This window comes from Virgibacillus halodenitrificans JCM 12304 (genome assembly GCF_001310895.1).
Classification (GTDB): Bacteria; Bacillota; Bacilli; order Bacillales; family Amphibacillaceae; genus Virgibacillus_Q; species Virgibacillus_Q halodenitrificans.
The window spans coordinates 134,488-152,367 of sequence record NZ_BAZS01000001.1 but is presented as its reverse complement, the minus strand read 5'-3'; the positions used below and the strand labels follow the sequence as shown (position 1 = coordinate 152,367).

13 protein-coding genes are annotated in these 17,880 nt (G+C 38.4%); 3 read left to right on the top strand and 10 right to left on the bottom strand.

Features of this window, described 5'->3' with window-relative positions:
* Nucleotides 1–18: 18 nt before the first annotated feature.
* The 6 genes from JCM12304_RS00605 to JCM12304_RS00580 all read right to left on the bottom strand — a co-directional run bounded on the left by JCM12304_RS00605 (nucleotide 19) and on the right by JCM12304_RS00580 (nucleotide 6,803).
* Nucleotides 19–987 (bottom strand): ABC transporter ATP-binding protein, encoded by a 969-nt coding sequence (locus tag JCM12304_RS00605; protein ID WP_060678206.1) that lies wholly within the window; start codon nucleotides 985–987, stop codon nucleotides 19–21.
* Nucleotides 959–1,972, bottom strand: coding sequence for an ABC transporter ATP-binding protein (locus JCM12304_RS00600; RefSeq protein WP_060678205.1), 1,014 nt, complete (start codon nucleotides 1,970–1,972; stop codon nucleotides 959–961). Before JCM12304_RS00600 ends, JCM12304_RS00605 begins: the two co-directional genes overlap by 29 nt.
* 12 nt (nucleotides 1,973–1,984) lie before the next feature.
* Entirely contained in the window at nucleotides 1,985–2,875 is an 891-nt protein-coding gene (locus JCM12304_RS00595) for an ABC transporter permease (RefSeq protein ID WP_060678204.1), read from the bottom strand.
* A 27-nt stretch (nucleotides 2,876–2,902) separates the two neighbouring features.
* Nucleotides 2,903–3,823, bottom strand: coding sequence for an ABC transporter permease subunit (locus JCM12304_RS00590; protein WP_019378098.1), 921 nt, complete (start codon nucleotides 3,821–3,823; stop codon nucleotides 2,903–2,905).
* A 50-nt stretch (nucleotides 3,824–3,873) separates the two neighbouring features.
* Nucleotides 3,874–5,427, bottom strand: coding sequence for a glutathione ABC transporter substrate-binding protein (locus tag JCM12304_RS00585; protein WP_060678203.1), 1,554 nt, complete (start codon nucleotides 5,425–5,427; stop codon nucleotides 3,874–3,876).
* A 218-nt stretch (nucleotides 5,428–5,645) separates the two neighbouring features.
* Nucleotides 5,646–6,803 carry an ROK family transcriptional regulator gene (locus tag JCM12304_RS00580; protein WP_019378096.1) on the bottom strand — a complete coding sequence of 386 codons (1,158 nt, stop codon included), beginning with the start codon at nucleotides 6,801–6,803 and terminating at the stop codon, nucleotides 5,646–5,648.
* Nucleotides 6,804–7,261: 458 nt separating this feature from the next.
* Between JCM12304_RS00580 and JCM12304_RS00575 the strand changes: the two genes are divergently transcribed.
* The gene (locus tag JCM12304_RS00575; protein WP_060678202.1) at nucleotides 7,262–8,158 is read left to right on the top strand and encodes an ROK family protein; all 897 of its coding nucleotides are present in this window, start codon (nucleotides 7,262–7,264) and stop codon (nucleotides 8,156–8,158) included.
* 161 nt (nucleotides 8,159–8,319) lie between these two features.
* Here JCM12304_RS00575 and JCM12304_RS00570 read toward each other — a convergent pair whose 3' ends face one another.
* Genes JCM12304_RS00570 through JCM12304_RS00555 form a run of 4 tightly spaced genes read right to left on the bottom strand, consistent with a single transcriptional unit; the run spans nucleotide 8,320 to nucleotide 13,477 of the window.
* The gene (locus tag JCM12304_RS00570) at nucleotides 8,320–9,477 is read right to left on the bottom strand and encodes a mannitol-1-phosphate 5-dehydrogenase (RefSeq protein WP_060678201.1); all 1,158 of its coding nucleotides are present in this window, start codon (nucleotides 9,475–9,477) and stop codon (nucleotides 8,320–8,322) included.
* Nucleotides 9,478–9,915: a PTS mannitol transporter subunit IIA gene (locus JCM12304_RS00565; RefSeq protein WP_060678200.1), complete on the bottom strand. Its 438-nt coding sequence runs from the start codon at nucleotides 9,913–9,915 to the stop codon at nucleotides 9,478–9,480.
* A gap of 18 nt (nucleotides 9,916–9,933) precedes the next feature.
* Nucleotides 9,934–12,030 carry a BglG family transcription antiterminator gene (locus tag JCM12304_RS00560; protein ID WP_060678199.1) on the bottom strand — a complete coding sequence of 699 codons (2,097 nt, stop codon included), beginning with the start codon at nucleotides 12,028–12,030 and terminating at the stop codon, nucleotides 9,934–9,936.
* Between the two features lie 25 nt (nucleotides 12,031–12,055).
* Complete coding sequence (locus JCM12304_RS00555) at nucleotides 12,056–13,477, bottom strand: PTS mannitol transporter subunit IIBC (RefSeq protein WP_060678198.1); 1,422 nt, start codon at nucleotides 13,475–13,477, stop codon at nucleotides 12,056–12,058.
* A gap of 465 nt (nucleotides 13,478–13,942) precedes the next feature.
* On the opposite strand from JCM12304_RS00555, the gene JCM12304_RS00550 reads away from it, so the two are divergent.
* A complete protein-coding gene (locus tag JCM12304_RS00550; protein ID WP_060678197.1) occupies nucleotides 13,943–14,347 on the top strand; it encodes a secondary thiamine-phosphate synthase enzyme YjbQ in 405 nt (134 codons plus the stop codon).
* Nucleotides 14,348–14,676: 329 nt separating this feature from the next.
* Nucleotides 14,677–17,655 (top strand): hybrid sensor histidine kinase/response regulator, encoded by a 2,979-nt coding sequence (locus JCM12304_RS00545; protein WP_060678196.1) that lies wholly within the window; start codon nucleotides 14,677–14,679, stop codon nucleotides 17,653–17,655.
* Nucleotides 17,656–17,880: the final 225 nt, after the last annotated feature.

Sequence of the window (17,880 nt, the reverse complement as noted above, 5' to 3'; positions counted from 1 at the left end):
TCTTTATCTAAAAAATTACTAATATAAATGACATGCTACCTGCTGATCTTCCGCCACCTGCTGTAATTGTGCTACTTCTTTCTTACAAATATCCATTGCCAACGGACATCTTGTGTGGAATTTGCAACCGGCAGGCGGATTCGAAGCACTTGGAATATCCCCCTGCAGCACAATTTGTTCCCGTTTTACTTTCGGGTCCGGCTGCGGGATCGAGGAGAGCAATGCCTTCGTATATGGATGCTTCGGCTCCTTGAATATTGCCTGCTTTGAAGCAACCTCTACAAGACTTCCCAAATACATAACGCCGACCCGATCACTAATATGCTCTACAACACTCAAGTCATGGGAAATAAATAGATACGTTAACTCATATTCCTCTTGTAAGTCTTTCATTAAATTTAGAATTTGCGATTGAATGGATACATCCAACGCAGATACAGGCTCATCGGCAATGATCAGCTCTGGTTTTAAAATTAAAGAACGAGCAATACCTATCCGTTGCCGTTGCCCCCCACTAAATTCATGAGGATATTTCTCCAAATGATATTCACTGATACCACACTTTCCTAATAACTCCTTAACAATGGATTGTTTTTCAGAGCTACTCATCTTTGGAAAGTGAATAGTTAATGGCTCCATTAGAATGTCCTTTATCTTCATTCTAGGGCTAAGCGAAGCATATGGATCTTGAAATATCATTTGCATTGGTTTTCGATATTTTTTCCATTCTTTTTCGGAAATGTTAGCTAAGTCATTACCTTTATAATTGACTTCACCTTCATCTACTTTAATTAATCCATTAACAAGTCTCCCTGTTGTTGACTTTCCACAGCCCGACTCCCCAACTAAACCAAAAGTTTCTCCTTTATTGATTGTAAAGGAGACACCATCCACTGCTCTCACATACTTCTTTTCCGCAAACCAGCTTGTGGAAAGTGGGAATACCTTTTTTACATCCTTAACCTCTAGCAGAACTTCCTTTTTCAATATGCTCCACCTCCTGTTCCTTCTCCTGGTAAAGCCAGCACCTGCAATCATGCTCCTTCATTTGGATTAATTCCGGTTCCTTTATCTTACAAATTTCCATCACTTGACTACACCTCGGGGCAAATTTACAACCTGTCGGCATATTTGACGGGCTTGGCACTGTGCCTGGAATGGAATAAAGTCTGTTAATTCCTTGGCCGATTTTAGGAACTGATGCAATTAATCCCTTTGTATATGGATGTTTGGGTGCTGCAAATAATTCCTCTACTGTAGCACTTTCTACAATTCTTCCTGCATACATCACTACCACACGATCACAAACTTCTGCAACGACACCCAAATCGTGAGTAATCATTAAAATGCCCATCTCATTTTGTTTTTGAACATCTTTTAATACAGATAGAATTTGAGCCTGAATGGTTACATCCAATGCAGTAGTTGGTTCGTCTGCGATAAGTAAGGAAGGGTTACAAGAAATAGCGATAGCGATCATAACACGCTGTCGCATCCCACCAGATAGCTGATGAGGATAATCGTTCATCACATCTTCTGCACGCGGGATTCCAACAGACTTTAACATCGATATCGCATGTTGATGTGCTTCCTTTTTAGACATATTTAAGTGTAACTGGATTGTTTCTCTCAACTGTCTTCCTATTTTTAATACCGGATTTAAAGAAGTCATAGGCTCCTGAAAGATCATAGATAATTCATTTCCACGATACTTTTTCATTTGTCTCTCCGACAGTGCGGTTAAGTCCTCCCCTTTAAACATGACAGAGCCATCCACAATTTCACCTGGTGTATCATGTAACAATCGCATGATGGATAAGGAAGTTACACTTTTACCACAACCGGATTCGCCAACAATACCAACGATTTCACCTTTATTTACATGGAAGCTTATTCCATGTACGACGTTTTGCATGCCATTTTCTTTACGAAAACCTGTCTTTAAATTTTTTACCTGTAATAATTGGTTCATCGGTTGTCCTCCTTAATCTTTCGTCTTAGGGTCAAGTACATCCCGCAGTCCATCTCCAAGCAAATTGAAGGCCAGTACGGTGAGGAAAATAATTAACCCCGGAAAAAATACGAGATGAAAGGAGGAGTCAATATAATCCCTCGAGTTACTGAGCATAGCTCCCCAATCCGGAGAAGAAGGTTCTGCTCCAAGCCCTAAGAAACTTAAACTGGCAGCAGCTAAAATTGCTGTACCAACCTTCATCGTGAAGTAAACAATAATCGTAGGTACGGTTTCCGGGAAAATATGTTTCCAAATCATTCGTTTATTACTTGCGCCAATGGATCTAGTTGCTTCGACAAATAACATTTCCTTCGTTTCCAATGTGGCACTTCGGACAATGCGAGCAAAGGAAGGAATACTGAAGAAAGCTACTGCTATGACAACATTCTTTAATCCTGGTCCTAAAATAGCTACGATCCCGATCGCTAAAATCAAATCAGGAAATGCAAATAAAACATCACATACGCGCATAATCGCTCGATCTACCCATTTGCCAAAGAACCCACTGATCAGACCAAGAAATGTGCCGACTAGTGCTCCAAGCAATACAGCAGATATACTTACAGTCAACGAAATCCTTGCACCTACAGCCAGTCTGCTTAATATATCCCTTCCAAAGCTATCTGTTCCAAATAAATGTTGTAGTGAAGGTGATTCAAGGACTTTATTATAATCCGGGGCTGCAGGGTCATAAGGAACAATATATGGACCAATTAATGTGATAATAAATAAGAGAATAATAAAGTAAAAGGAAATGAGGGCTGGTTTCTTCTTCCGAAAGTCTTTCCAGAAATTCGATAGCTTCCCTTCCTTCATACTTACCGCTCCTTCCGGCATGATCTCTGTTTGAACATCACTCATAATAAACCTCCCCTGTTGCTGATCAAATTACTGATAGCGTATTTTTGGATTTAAAAAGCTGTAGACGATATCAACCAGTAGATTTACCAGGATGAATTGTAAAGAAAATAGTAGAATCTCTGCTTGAACGACCGGATAGTCTCTAAACTGGATCGAATCAATTAGTAATCTGCCAAGCCCTGGGAAGCTAAACACGGTTTCAACAACAACAGACCCTCCCAATAAAAAACCAAACTGCAGACCAGCAATGGTTACGACGGGAATGAGAGAGTTCTTAAGCGCATGTCCAAAAACAATGGCATTACCTCCGAGACCTTTTGCTCTTCCAGTACGAATGTAATCCTGCTTCATTGTCTCCATTAAGGAGGAACGCATAAATCTTGCAATCATTGCCATAATTCCTGCCCCTAACGCGAAGGAAGGCATCAGATAACTTTTCCAATCGTCTGCTCCACCGGTTGGTAACCAGCCAAGCTGTACAGAAAATAATTGAATGAGCACTAATCCCACCCAGAAGTTCGGTAATGAAATACCAGAAACAGCTACAACCATGCCAAGGTGGTCTGGCCATTTATTACGGAATACAGCCGATACGACACCGATTAAAATACCTACAACTAATGCCCAGATAATACTAATAAACGTTAAACCAAGTGTTGGCATAATACGTTCACCAATTAATTCACTAACAGGAGCCCCTGATTGGATGGAGTAGCCAAGATCCCCAGTTAGCAAGTCTTTTAAATAGACAAAATATTGTTCTATTATTGGCTTATCTAATCCGAGGCTTACTCTGATTTCCTGAACTTCTTCTATTGTCGCTTCTTTTCCGGCAATCAACCTCGCTGGATCACCTGGTATGAGGTGAATGAACATGAAGATAACGAAGGATACAACTAAGATAAGCGGAATTAGCCCAATAACTCTTTTTACTATGTATTGCCACATGCTTGGGTCACCTCCAATAGAGGGAGCTGAAATATCAGCTCCCACTTGTATTATTTCAATGTAGCGTTCTTAATACTGACGGAGCCATCTGGTAGTACATAAACACCATCCAGATTCTTTGTATGTCCAGATAAAATAGTATCTGTCGCAAGGAAAATCCAAGGAGCTTCATCGTAAACTGTGCTTTGGATATTAGAATAAATGTCTGCTTGTTCTTCCTTTACGGAGGTCTCGTTCGCTGCGTTAATCCATTTATCTACATCACTATTATTAAAGTAAGCAGTGTTTGCACCATTTGGCGGGAAATACTCACTGCTGAACAAGGAACGAGTTGCACCATCCGCATCACCGGAAGAAGGAGACCAGCTTACATACCACATTTGCACCTTCGCATCCTCTGGTGTTTCCGGTGTATAAATTTCATCAGATAATGTTCCTTCTTCCATTGATTTAATGCTTACATCAATATCGATTTGCGCCAATTGTTGTTTAATGAACTCCATTCCCTGAATGGTTTCTGAACTTGAATTACCCCAAATCTCTGCTTCGAAGCCGTCCGCATATCCAGCTTCTTTCATTAGCTTCTTCGCTTCTTCTACATCAAATGTGTAAGGCTCTTGCTTTGAATAATATTGTGTTTCTGAAGACATCGTAGAATCAAGAATACTTGCATATCCGTTTTTCACTACATCAATATATGCTTCTTTATTTACAGCCATATTCATTGCTTTTCTAACCTTGACATCATTAAAAGGTTCTTTAAATGTGTTAATAGATACATACCTTGCTATCGTTGAAGGAGTTTTTTCAATGACCACATCATCATTGTTTTCAAAATCCTTTACATTTTGCTGTGGAACAGGATACACGAAATCAGCTTCACCTGTTTTTAGCATAGCTGCTCGTGACCCGTTTTCAGGTACTGGCTTATAAACAACCTTTTCTACATTTGTAGCATCTTCTCCCCAATAATCCGCATATTTGTCGACTACAAGCGAATCACCCTGGTTCCATTTATTAAACTGAAATGGCCCTGTTCCTACTGGATTTAATCCTAAGTCTTTATCTTCCTTAATTGCTTTAGGACTAATAAAAGGCACCATTGCAAATTTATTTAACATCGCACTGAACGGTTGGTTTAATGTGAATTTAACTTCATAATCACCTAAAACTTCCATTTTATCTACATACTGAAAATTACGTTTAGCTCTTAGATCCTGGTCTTCATCCATAATGCGGTCGAAATTTGCTTGTACAGCTTCTGCATTAAACGGCTCACCATCATGAAAGGTAACACCTTCTCTTAATTTGAACGTGTATTCTAACGCATCCTCACTAACTTCATAGTCTTCTGCCAATACAGGGATAACCTCCATGTTTTGGTCAAAACCCACAAGTCCTTCATACATCGCTCTCGTTCCAAAAATGGAAACTGTATCTCCTGCATTATGTGGATCAAGGGTTACAAAATTTTGATCAATGGCTATCGTTATTTCCTTCTTTTCGTCCTTTGCTTTTCCTTCACTGTTTTCATCAGACGAACATGCCGTGATAGCCAGAAAAGCCATCATGATGAATAAAAGTAAACTAATTCGTGATTTCATTCTAAATTCCCCCTTATTATTAAAAATGGTTAGGTCTTTACACTACATAAAAATGCCACTCTTCCTCCTCTTCTGAAAATTATATTTAAAGCAGTGCTTCCTCCGGTTTATCTAAAGATGATTACTTTTCTGCACCTGCTTATTCCTTAGTGAGATAGCTCATAAAAACGTTTTCAAATCAAGTTAGGGTCTAATGAAACGGCCCCGACGTGTTACTATTACACGCGCAGATTCTTGATGAATTCCTTTTGTATACTCATAGCAGCTCCTACCACAACACCTTCTGCACCAAGCTTCGTCGTGCGTAAAGCAAACGAGCCGACTACTGGAGTCCAGATCTGCTCCTCACATTTAGCAAGAATTTGCTCCCTGATTCGTGGATGGTCCTCTATTAATGTTCCAGCAAGAACCACACTATCTGGGTTAAACACACATACGACATTATTAATGGTGATTGCAGCATATGTAACAGCCTTATCCAAAATATTCCTTGCCCACTTTTCTCCTTTGTCCGCTTCCTCCACCAATTCTTGTAAACTACTAACAACTTTGGTTTTTGAAGCCTCATCCAAAAGAAATTTTTCGGCGATGTATGTTTGTAAACAACCAAAATTGCCACACGGGCAGGACATACCATACGGATCCACGACAGTATGGCCTATTTCACCTGAGAAGTTGCCTTCCCCACGGTAGATCTCACCATCTGTTACTAGAGCAGAACCTACCCCGGCACCTAATCCAATCATGGCCATGTGCTTTTCTTCTGGTGACGGATACACCACATACTCTGCAAGTGCCTTCAATTTTAGTTCATTATCAATAGATACAGAGAGACCAGTTTCTTTTTCAAACATTTCCTTTAGTAAAACATTCTTCCAATCAAATTGAGCGGAAAGCTTTACTAACCCTTTATCCTTTTCGATCAATCCTGGTAATCCAATACAAACACCGGCAATTTGGTCTTTTTGAAACCCTTGCTGTTGCATCAGACTCTGTATTTTTCCTGAAATAAACTGAACGGTTTCGACTGGGTCTGTCACAGTATAATCATGCTTCTCTTGAATAATTAATTCTCCAACAAAGTTCATAAAGCCAACGTGAATCGTATGCTGATTTAATTCTACGCCAACCGAGATAACAGAGTTTTCGTCAGGCAATAAATAGGTTGCCTTTCTTCCTATTCCTTCATTAGAGAGATTAACTTCTCTGATCAAACCACTTTCCAATAGGGAACCAACAATTCTGGAAGCAGATGTAGGGCTCATTTTCGTCTGTTTAGCTATTTCTGCTCGGGATATTGGTCCATTTGTAAGAATAAGTTCCAATACTAAACTCTGATTTTCTTTCTTTAAGAATTCCTGATTTTTAATTATCATTTACTCACCTTTTAACATCATGTTATTAAAACATTCATTTCCATAAAAGAATCGACTATATTATTCATTATTCGCTCAATTTTATATTTTATTTCGTTTAATTTCTCCCATGGAGTTATTAAGATTATAATTTACCCTGTAAAAATCGTCAACCCTATTTTTTGAAAATTTTAATGATTAACGGCGCAATTTGGTTTAACGCTTGATAATATAGCATTATCTATAAGTTTTTAAATTTTTGCTGTTGCTAAATTACTTTTAAATTCGTATAATTTATTTGAAATTATATTTTAATTCGAATATTTTATTGTTAATTTACCCCTAATTAATAACATGATGTTAATTAACACATTTAAATGCGTTGTTTAACATCTGCGAACGACTCGCACAGGTTTGATCTCGATCTATTAAAGGGAGAGAAATATGGAGTTGAATGAAGAGAAGGAGGAATAAGCAACATGAACGTAATTGGAATTGATATCGGAGGGACGAAAATAAAGTTTGGATTGTTTGACGAGGAACATCAGCTTTCCAGGCATACCGAGATCCCTACACCGAAAAAGAACATCATTGGAACTATGATAGAGACTATCGCCACTTTAACATTAGGAAAGGAAATTAGAGGCATTGGAGTTGCCTCGGCAGGAATTGTTGATTTTAGTCAAGGCATGATCACTCGCGCTACCAACTTGCCCGACCTGGAACACGCTCCACTAAGTAACATGCTCGAAGACAGATTTCATGTCCCTGTATATGTAGACAATGACGCAAATTGTGCAGCTTTGACAGAGGGAATAGTAGGTGCTGCGAAAGAAGTTAATCATTACATATGTGCTACGATTGGCACAGGAATTGGCGGTGGCGTAGTTCAACATAAGCAAATCATTCACGGTTTAAACGGGTACTCCGGTGAGGTCGGCCATATGACTCTTTATCCTGATGGAATGAGATGCGATTGCGGAAAAAAAGGCTGTTGGGAAAGATACGCTTCCGGTAGAGCCCTCGAGGATGCCATACATAGTCAACCATCTTTATCAGCAAAAGACTATACTCCAAAAGATTTATTTGTTCACTATCCTCACGATGAACAGTGTAAACAAATTATTGACACGTTTATTCATCATCTAAGCATAGGAATTATTAATCTTCAATATACGTTGGATCCGGAAATGATCGTACTTGGAGGCGGCGTTGTAAATGCAACAGGGCCTTGGTGGGATTCTCTAATTAAAGAAGTAAATACAGCATCGCCTATTAAAGTCAATTTACAGCGAGCTCAGTGGAAAAACGATGCCAGTATGATCGGAGCGGCACTGTTAGTAAAAAATGCAAGGGAAGAAACGTTGGAAGTTTAGAGGAAACGCAAGTACATGCAAGTAAGGAAGACAGGCTACACTCGTTCTTCCGAGAACATTTGCGCTCTTTCGTCCTAGCATGAAATTTTATAAATAACTCTCCTTTCAAACAAAAAGGAAGCGATGTCCATTTACTCAGACATCCTTCCTTTTTTCACTTTCTAAACTAACTTTTTGAGTTTGTTCCACTCTTTAATTACAATTGGTATAAGAGGATGGCTCATCTCCAATTCAGACACACCTTGCAGTGTCCCCCCATATCCAAGCTCATGAATCATCTTCTGTAATTTAACCGCTTCTTCATCTTCATCATTCGTATAATTTAATGCTGCGGCAATAACTGTTGCCAGGTATACTGGTTCTTGTTTTACTGTATCAATATACATAAGTGCTGGTCTTACAAGCCGATCCTGTGGGCCAAGCTTTCGAATAGGCCCACGTCCTACCCGAGTTACCTCATCTGAGATATACGGATTTTTAAAACGATCAATAATTTTCGTTATATAACGATTGTGTTCCACTTGGGCAAAGTGATAGGTGTTTACTAATGCCTCTCCTGATTCCTGTAATGCATGGTGAATAATTTCCTGTACCTTTTGATCGTTCATTGCATCACTGATGGTGGAATATCCTAAAAACTTGCCAACGTAAGCAACTGCCGCATGACCTGTATTAACAGTAAACAGCTTTCTCTCAATAAATGGCTGCAGATCCTCTACATAGGTTATACCTTCTATTTCGGGAATAGCACCCTTGATTGCTGGCTTTTCTACCACCCATTCAAAGTAAGGCTCTACAGAAACGGCAAGAATATCTTCGTTTTTTTGATTTGGTACAATACGGTCAACAGCTGCATTTGGGAAACCGATATTATCTTCACAGAACTGCTTCTCATCTCCTGTAAGGTAGGTATACACATGCTCCTTGAGTAAGCTACTGCCACCTATCATATTTTCACAGGCAATCACATTTAGTGGCGGACCATCTGTCTTCAAACGTTGCTGAATGCCTTTTGCGATCAATTCCGCAATTTTCGAGAGAATGCTTGGTCCAATTGCTGTTGTTACAATATCAGCAGTGGCTATTGCTTCCATTACATCTTCCGGATGGGTAATACTGTTTACACCTGAAATATTGTTGACAGTTAACGTTTCTTCTTTTTCAGAAGCTAATGTCACCTTGTAGGTCTCTCTCTTATTTAATTCCTGGATCATCGTATCATTCACATCCACAAACAATGTGTGGTAACCCGCTTGAGAAAGCAATGCACCTACAAAGCCACGACCGATATTTCCTGCACCAAAATGAACTGCCAGCATTTAATTCACCTCATCAAAAATACGAATTATTTCATCCTTTGATTTACTTTTCACAAGACTCTCAATATTATCTTCTTCTGAAAGAACAATCGCAATTTTAGAAAGCACCTCCAGATGCTCATCTCCTTTACCTGCAATACCGACAAGAATTTTAACAGTGTTTCCATCACCAAAATCAACACCCTCTGGAGCGATTACAACAGATATCCCTGTTTCAATTACTTCTCCCTTAGAATCTTCTGTGCCATGTGGGATGGCTACAAAATTCCCCATGAATGTGGAAGTTACTTCCTCGCGCTCCAGCATTTTATCAACATAATTTGGCTGTACATATCCATTTGTTACTAGAATATCGCCTGTGTAACGGATTGCTTCCTCTTTATTCTGAAATTGCGCATTTAATTTGATATTTTCCTTGCTTAAAATTTCTTTCGTCATAACATGATGCACTCCTTTTTAAGCTTTTTGTTGAATAAAATTAAAAAACTGTTCCGATAAGTATTCCCTTATCTCTGTTTCCTTCCCACTCTCAAAGAGACGAGTTATACTGTCACCCTGAATTAGAAGACTACTTAAAAAGCTTAATACTTCTAAGCTTTCCTGTTCTATTTCTTTTGGGGCAAGCATAAGAAGGACGCGTGAAATAGCTTGTTGTTTCCCATCCATCCCCATTACAACTATTGGTTCCTTTAAGTCATATATAGTAAAACTTGACTTATCTATTCCATCATCTCGTGTGTGATATAACGCAAGGGATGTGTCAGGAATACCCAGTCCACTAATTTGTTCCCTTTCCATTAACTTTTGAACAATCTTTTTTTCATCTGTGATGACTTTTTCATCTGCAAGCTGCTTACATGCTTTTTCTAAAACATGTATTAATGATGCTTTTGCTGATAGATAGGTTATTCGAAAGGCGTCTAATATACGAATAGTGATCCCTGAATACTTTTGCATGATAGTTAGCTTCTCAGTATAAGCGTTTGATTGTTCTCCTTCTTCCTGCTGCGGTTTCTTTTTGTTTATTTTTTGAAGCTTTTGCTTTCGTACCCACCTTTTAATCCGTTCCACTTCATCTTGCTGCAGCATTGGTGATACTAAAATATAGTCGTTTTCATCCTCTTTTAATGGAATGGTGGAAACAATCAAATCATAATCAGCCTTTACGTCCGCTACTTCAAACATGGAGCGATTGTCAACCTGTTTAATTTCCGGTATTTTTTGCATTAGCCGACTTGCCAGAATTTTGGCCGTTCCAATTCCACTTGAACAAATAACCAGTGCACGCAGATCCACTTTCCATTCTCCGGAAAGTAATGCTGAGGCAAAATGAAGAACCAGATAGCCTATCTCATCATCCGGAAAATGTACTTCCGGAAAAAGCTCTGTGACAGCTTCCTTTATTAATTCGAATAAATCTTCATAATCTGTGACAATGTCCTCAAGCATTGGATTTTTTATATTCATCCCTTGCTTAATCCGATAAACTGCCGGCTTTAAATGGGTTACTAGATCATTTAACAGCGAGAAGTTTTCAGTTAGGTCCACGTAGAGACGGTGACTGATATATGAGATTAACTCTTTAGCAATATAGGCCGTATCCATACTTGAATCTTCTATCATATAATTTTGCTCTACACGAAGTTTAGCTCCCATAAGATGCATCGTAATATAGCCTATTTCATCATTCGGTATATGGAGGTTTAAGCGTTGCTCCAAACCAAAAATTAATTGACGTGCAATACCAAACTCTTTTGTTGGCCGAATCTCCTCCAGATATGTTGGATCAAATTTGATATGATCTCCTTTTTCTAAACGCTGTACTGCAAGGGCTAAGTGAACAACGAGCGCAATATAGGCACTATCCGCCAAATGGGGTAAAAGCTTACCAACAACCTGTTGTACTTCTTCTTCAATCCGTTCCAGCTTTTCCGGATTAACGAGACCGAGCAGACGATTAGATATACTATTTTGTGGAAAGCTCGAATGTTTATTAAGAGTTTCTTTTGCCATCGTAAGATATTCATATGGATCAATAAAATCAGCTATAAAACTACTGATCGCCTTTCTTTTAGCAGCTTCCGTACCCTCCAGCTCTACTCCAAGTCCCCGCTTCCGATAGAGCCGTAATCCGTATTTGTTTAAATGTTCCTCCATTTGATCAAGGTCATTGCTAATCGTTGCATTTGTTACGTTCAACTCGCTAGCAAAAGTAAACAACTTAACTGGTTCATCTGCTTCAAAAAGGATGAGGAAAATAATTGCATGTCTTTCCTCTATGGTATAATCTGTTTGCTCTAAACTGGCAATTGTTGCTTGCAATCTGAGAATGTTTTCTTCCTGCCCAGAAAGCTTTATACCCATTCCTTGCTTCCTGTTCAATTGCAAATTAAATTTAGCAACGGTTGTTTCGACCTGATTTAAATCCCGATGTGCTGTACGTTCACTGATATTAAGCAACTTTGCCAGCTCTTTCACCTTCACTTCGCCTCTTGCGTCCAATAAAATGGACAGCAATTTACGTTCCCTGGATGCTATATACAGCTTACCCACCTCCCCTCTTAAACAAATTAGAACTTTATTTAAAACGGTTCACTAAGTCGTCGTATGCAGGACTGTTTAAGAAATTCTCTACGGAAATATGCTCAGCTTCCGGCATTTTATCTTTAGCTCTTGTCGTCAAATCCTTATGCGTGATGACAATATCCGCATCTTCAGGAATATCATTTATCGCCTTGTTTGTTACTGCAATATCAATATCTGCTTTTTTGAATTTGTTCTTTAATAATGAAGCACCCATTGCACTGGAACCCATACCTGCATCACAGGCGAAGATAATTTTATCTACATTCTCATTTGATTTTTTGAAAGTTTGCTCTTCCTCTTTTTCCGAGTTAGCGAAAGTTCCAGCGACGGAGCTCTTCTTCCCTTTCATTTCTTCCATTTTACCAGCTGCAGAAGTTAAATCCGCTTCTTCTGCTTTGCTTGTCTTCAAAATAATTGCTGCGATTAGGAATGAGACTGCTGTCGCGATTATCACACTTAATATAACGCCAACATAACTACCCTTCTCGGTCATCGCAAGCACGGCAATGATACTCCCTGGGGAAGCCGGCGCGCGTAATCCAGCATCAAACAATGTCAGGGTGAAGACACCACTAATTCCTCCACCAATAGCTGCCAGCACAAGAGCAGGCTTCATTAACACATATGGGAAGTAAATTTCATGAATACCACCAATAAAGTGGATTAGTGCTGCTCCTGGTGCAGAACTCTTCGACATACCCTTCCCAAATACAGTGAAAGCTAATAAAATTCCTAAACCAGGTCCTGGGTTAGCTTCCAAAAGGAATAAGATAGACTTTCCGGTTTCTGTTGCCTGTTCAATTCCAATAGGACTTAAGATCCCATGATTGATTGCATTATTTAAAAACAGGATTTTCGCAGGTTCAATTATGATGTTCGCCAGCGGAATTAATCCAGCACCAATTATTGCTTCTACCCCTGTTGCCAAAATCTGATTTAACGATTCTACTACCGGGCCAATTCCAAGTGAAGCTGCAATAGCTAACAATGCTGCCAAAATTCCGGCTGAAAAGTTATTATATAGCATTTCAAAGCCTGAACGAATTTTATCCAGGAACAACTGGTCCACCTTTTTAATTAAGTATCCACCAAGTGGGCCCATAACCATAGCACCTAAAAACATAGGTATCTCAGCCCCAACGATAACTCCCATCGTCGCAGTGGCACCCACGACACCACCACGAATATCATATACAATTCGTCCACCTGTAAAACCAATTAACAAAGGTAACAAGTAAGTGATCATTGGACCAACTAACTCAGCCAGCTGCTTATTTGGTAACCAGCCATCCGGGATAAATAAGGCAGTAATAATCCCCCACGCAATAAACGCACCGATATTCGGCATAATCATACCACTTAAATAACTACCAAAGCGTTGAACCTTGACACGAACCCCATTATTTTCAGCCATAAAAACCCTCCTATTTATTAATAATTTGATTTATTATTGCTATAATTAAATTTTATACAGTTCACATGGCTATAACAATATAATCTAAACTCCATTTTGGCATATGTATTACTGCCATATTTTTATTTATGATGGTGTTGGGTAAGCTGTTTTGTTGGGGGAGTGGCTCTCATATTGCACGGCGCTCTCTCATATTCCGAGCGGCTCTCTCATTTGGGTGGCGGGGGCTCTCATATTCTGGGCGCCTCTCTCATTTGGGCGCCTGGGTTTCTCATATTCTGGGCGCCTCTCTCATTTGGGCGCCTGGGTTTCTCATATTCTGGGCGCCTCTCTCATTTGGATAGTGCGGGCTCTCATCCCGGAGATGTGACATCACTTTTCGCTTTCGCCAGTTTAATTATTTGTAGAATGGTTACATATATACTGGACATAACAATAAAATTATTAACTGAAAGGAAGTTATACATGAACAAAGAATTTCATATTCAAACACACTCGCATTCTGAGATGTTGGATATTACACATGAAATCGAGGGATGGGTAAAGGAACAAGGTATTCAGGAAGGCATTGCAATTGTTTCCTCTCTTCATACTACAGCTGGAATTACTGTAAATGAAAATGCGGATCCGGATGTAAAAACAGATATGCTGATGCGACTGGATAAGATCTACCCTTGGACACATCCACAAGACAAGCATGCAGAAGGAAATACGGCTGCACATCTTAAAACAAGCACAGTTGGTCATGCTCAGACGTTAATTATTTCAGAGGGAGAGTTAGTGCTTGGCACATGGCAAGGAGTGTACTTTTGTGAATTTGACGGTCCACGAAGCCGAAAATACCATGTGAAGGTTATCGCTGACAAATAAGATTAAACTGTGACTAAATATGTCATTTCCCGGGAAATAATTTGTGAGATTATGTCTAAATTTACCACTGGTTATTTAATAAATAACTACTCCCTCCACTCTATTGCAATTAATCAAACGCTTGATTGATTGCTTTTTTTGTTCTTCAAATAAAACCCTAACTGAGTTGTATAACGTTTCAGCAAACATTATAATAGATGGATAGATAAATTGGTAACTATTACTAGTTGAAACGAGTGAACCTGATGAAGTCCTTTTCGATAAAAAAACTTATTATTCTACTAATCATGCTTATTTTCATATTAACTTGTTTTCGCATAATGTGGATAATGTATTATCAACCAAGTCATGAAATGCAAGCTACTGATGGTGTTTTGGATTTATCAGAAATCAATCTGGTCCCTTCAGAAACAGTTTCTCTTAATGGAGAATGGGACTTTTATCCAAACCGCCTTCTTTCTCCTACTCTTATTTCAGACGATAATAATTTAAAACAAATATCCATGATGGTACCAGGCACATGGAATCTTAATTCCGAAAATAAAGATAACATTCATTATGGAACCTATCACTTAAAGATTATTTTACCTAAAGCATTGGAAGAGCAAGAATTATACGGACTTAGAATAAAAGATATTTCCTCTGCCTACCGTGTATATGCCCATGATGATTTAATTTTAGAAACCGGAATACCATCAAAAGAAGAAGCTAGCTATAAATCAAAGCCAGGCACCTATAAGGCTACTGTTTCGACATTTTCTAATGAAGTTGACTTACTTATTCAGGTCGCAAACTTTGAAAATTTCCAACCTGGAGGTATACCTTTTTCTATTGATTTTGGCCTGAATAAAACAATAAATAATCAAATATATTTTTCTAGAATACTACAAATCTCTATGGTTGTACTTCTGATTATTCACAGTATATATGCATTATCTTTGTACCTTATAAGCAGACAAACCACCAAAAAAGAATTATTATTTTTTGGCCTTCTTCTTGTTTTTGCTGCTTTGAGTATCTTAGTAGATGAAGATAAACTATTAATTCAACCTTTTACAATTGACAGTACATTTGCATATAAGCTACTTTACTTCTCTTTTGCTGGCGTTCTCTTTTTCATGCTTCAATTTGTAAAACATGTATTTCATATAAATAGTGTAATGTTCCGAAGCCTATTTATTTTATATCCTTTATCTGTTATTGCTTTATTTATTCTTCCTGAAGGCGGCCTGTCTTATGTCGGTTACACTATTATGTTATTAAATGTAATTTCTTACACTTCTATAACTGTTGTTGTAATTAAACTATTGAAAAAAGGAAACATAGATGCTTTTTATATTTTAATAGCAAATATAGTAAACTTCTTTAATGTGTTATGGGGTGTTGCTATTAATTTGAATTTATTTGATATTCCATATTATCCTGTTGATTTTGTAGTTGGAATTCTTGCCATTGGTGGTTTGTTATTAAGCAGATACAATCGAACTGTCCAATTAAATGAGCTACAGAAAGCGGAACTACTTCGAGCTGATAAGAAGAAGGATGAGTTCTTAGCACATACTTCGCATGAGTTACGAAATCCATTACATGGAATAATTACAATTGCCCAATCAATTCTACATAATAAGTCGGAGCAGTTATCTGAAGAAAATAAAAGTTATCTAAGTTTATTAGTACGTATTGGAAAACAAATGAAGTTTACATTGAATGATTTACTCGACATGTCTAAGCTGAAGGATAAACATATTGAACTAAATAAACAGCCAACAAATTTATCCTCCGTTTCGTCAGGTGTTATCGACATTGTTTCCTTTATGACGGATGGAAAAAAACTTGATATTATAAATAAAATAGAAAGTGACTTTCCACTTGTGCTGGCTGATAAAAATAGGATAACGCAAATTATTTTTAACTTACTTCATAATGCCGTTAAATATACGGAAGAAGGTAACATTACAATTACAGCTACCTCTACAAAAACGTGGGCAACTATTACTATCCGTGATACTGGCATTGGCATTAGCGATGAAGAGCAAGCAGCTATCTTCAACCCTTACTCACAAGGCAGTGATATACGAAATTACAAAGAAGAGGGAATTGGACTCGGTCTTTCCATAAGTAAACAACTGATTGAACTTCATGGAGGCAGTATTGGAGTTACATCTGTCTTAGAAAAAGGATCTTCTTTTACATTTACCCTTCCACTTGCAAAGAGTACGCCAATGAATGAGGATGAGAATGAAGAAGAAGTAGCTGCGGTAGTGGACTCGAATACATCCGTTTTACAAGCTCCACGTAAAAAGGAAACGACTAGACATTCTACCTCCAATGTACTAATTGTGGACGATGACCCTGTTAACCTGAAAATCTTACGTAGGCTGCTTGATGAAAAATACCACCTTGGTACAGCAAGTAATGGCGAAGAGGCTCTAAACCGTCTAACAGACAAACAATGGGATTTAATTATTTCAGATGTAATGATGCCAAATATGTCTGGGTACCAGTTAACAAGAGAAATACGAAAACAGTATACAGTGTCAGAGTTACCTATCTTATTACTAACAGCTCGCAACCAGACAGAGGATATTCATACAGCATTTGATGCAGGTGCGAATGATTATATCGCCAAACCTGTAGATGGGGTCGAATTACTTTCTCGAGTGAAATCTCTAATTGATCTAAAAGTTTCTATTCATGAACATCTGCGCATGGAGGCGGCTTTATTACAAGCGCAGATCCGACCACATTTTCTTTTTAATACATTAAACACGATTGCATCACTAAGTGAAGTGGATACAACTAGAATGACAAAACTATTAAACCAATTTGGTAATTATTTACGCAGGAGTTTTGATATTAAAAATGTTGACACACTTATTTCTCTGCAGGAAGAATTGGAAATAGTTAAATCATATGTATATATTGAAACAGAACGATTTGGTGAGCGTTTAGCTGTAGAGTGGGATATAGAGAACGTCACAGACATACGTATACCTCCTTTAACAATACAGCCACTTGTCGAAAATGCAATTCAGCATGGCATCTTACCACGCCCTATTGGCGGATGCGTTTATATTACTGTAGCGGTTCATTCTAATCATGCCATTGTTTCTGTTGCTGATGATGGTGTAGGGATGGAACAAAATGTTGTTGATCAACTTCTTCAAAAAAGTTCAAATCAGTCCAGGGGAATTGGGATGGCTAATACAAACCTTCGACTAAAGAAACTATTTGGAAAAGGATTGGAAATTGAATCAAAGTTAAATGAGGGCACACGCATTCAATTTACCATCCCGTTGAATAAATAAAGCTATTTATTGTATAGCGAGGTTGATCTTCGACATTCGGCGGATTCCCGAGCTCTCCGGACGATTATTTCATCCTCCGGCGGGTTCCCTTGCTCTGTGGACGATTATTTTTGTCAGTGATACGAAATTCCTCCATCTCTGCAAATACTCCAGTTGAACTCCAACATTAAAATAGAACCTAAAAAAAGCGATCGCATACAGCTACAGTATGCGATCGCTTTTTAA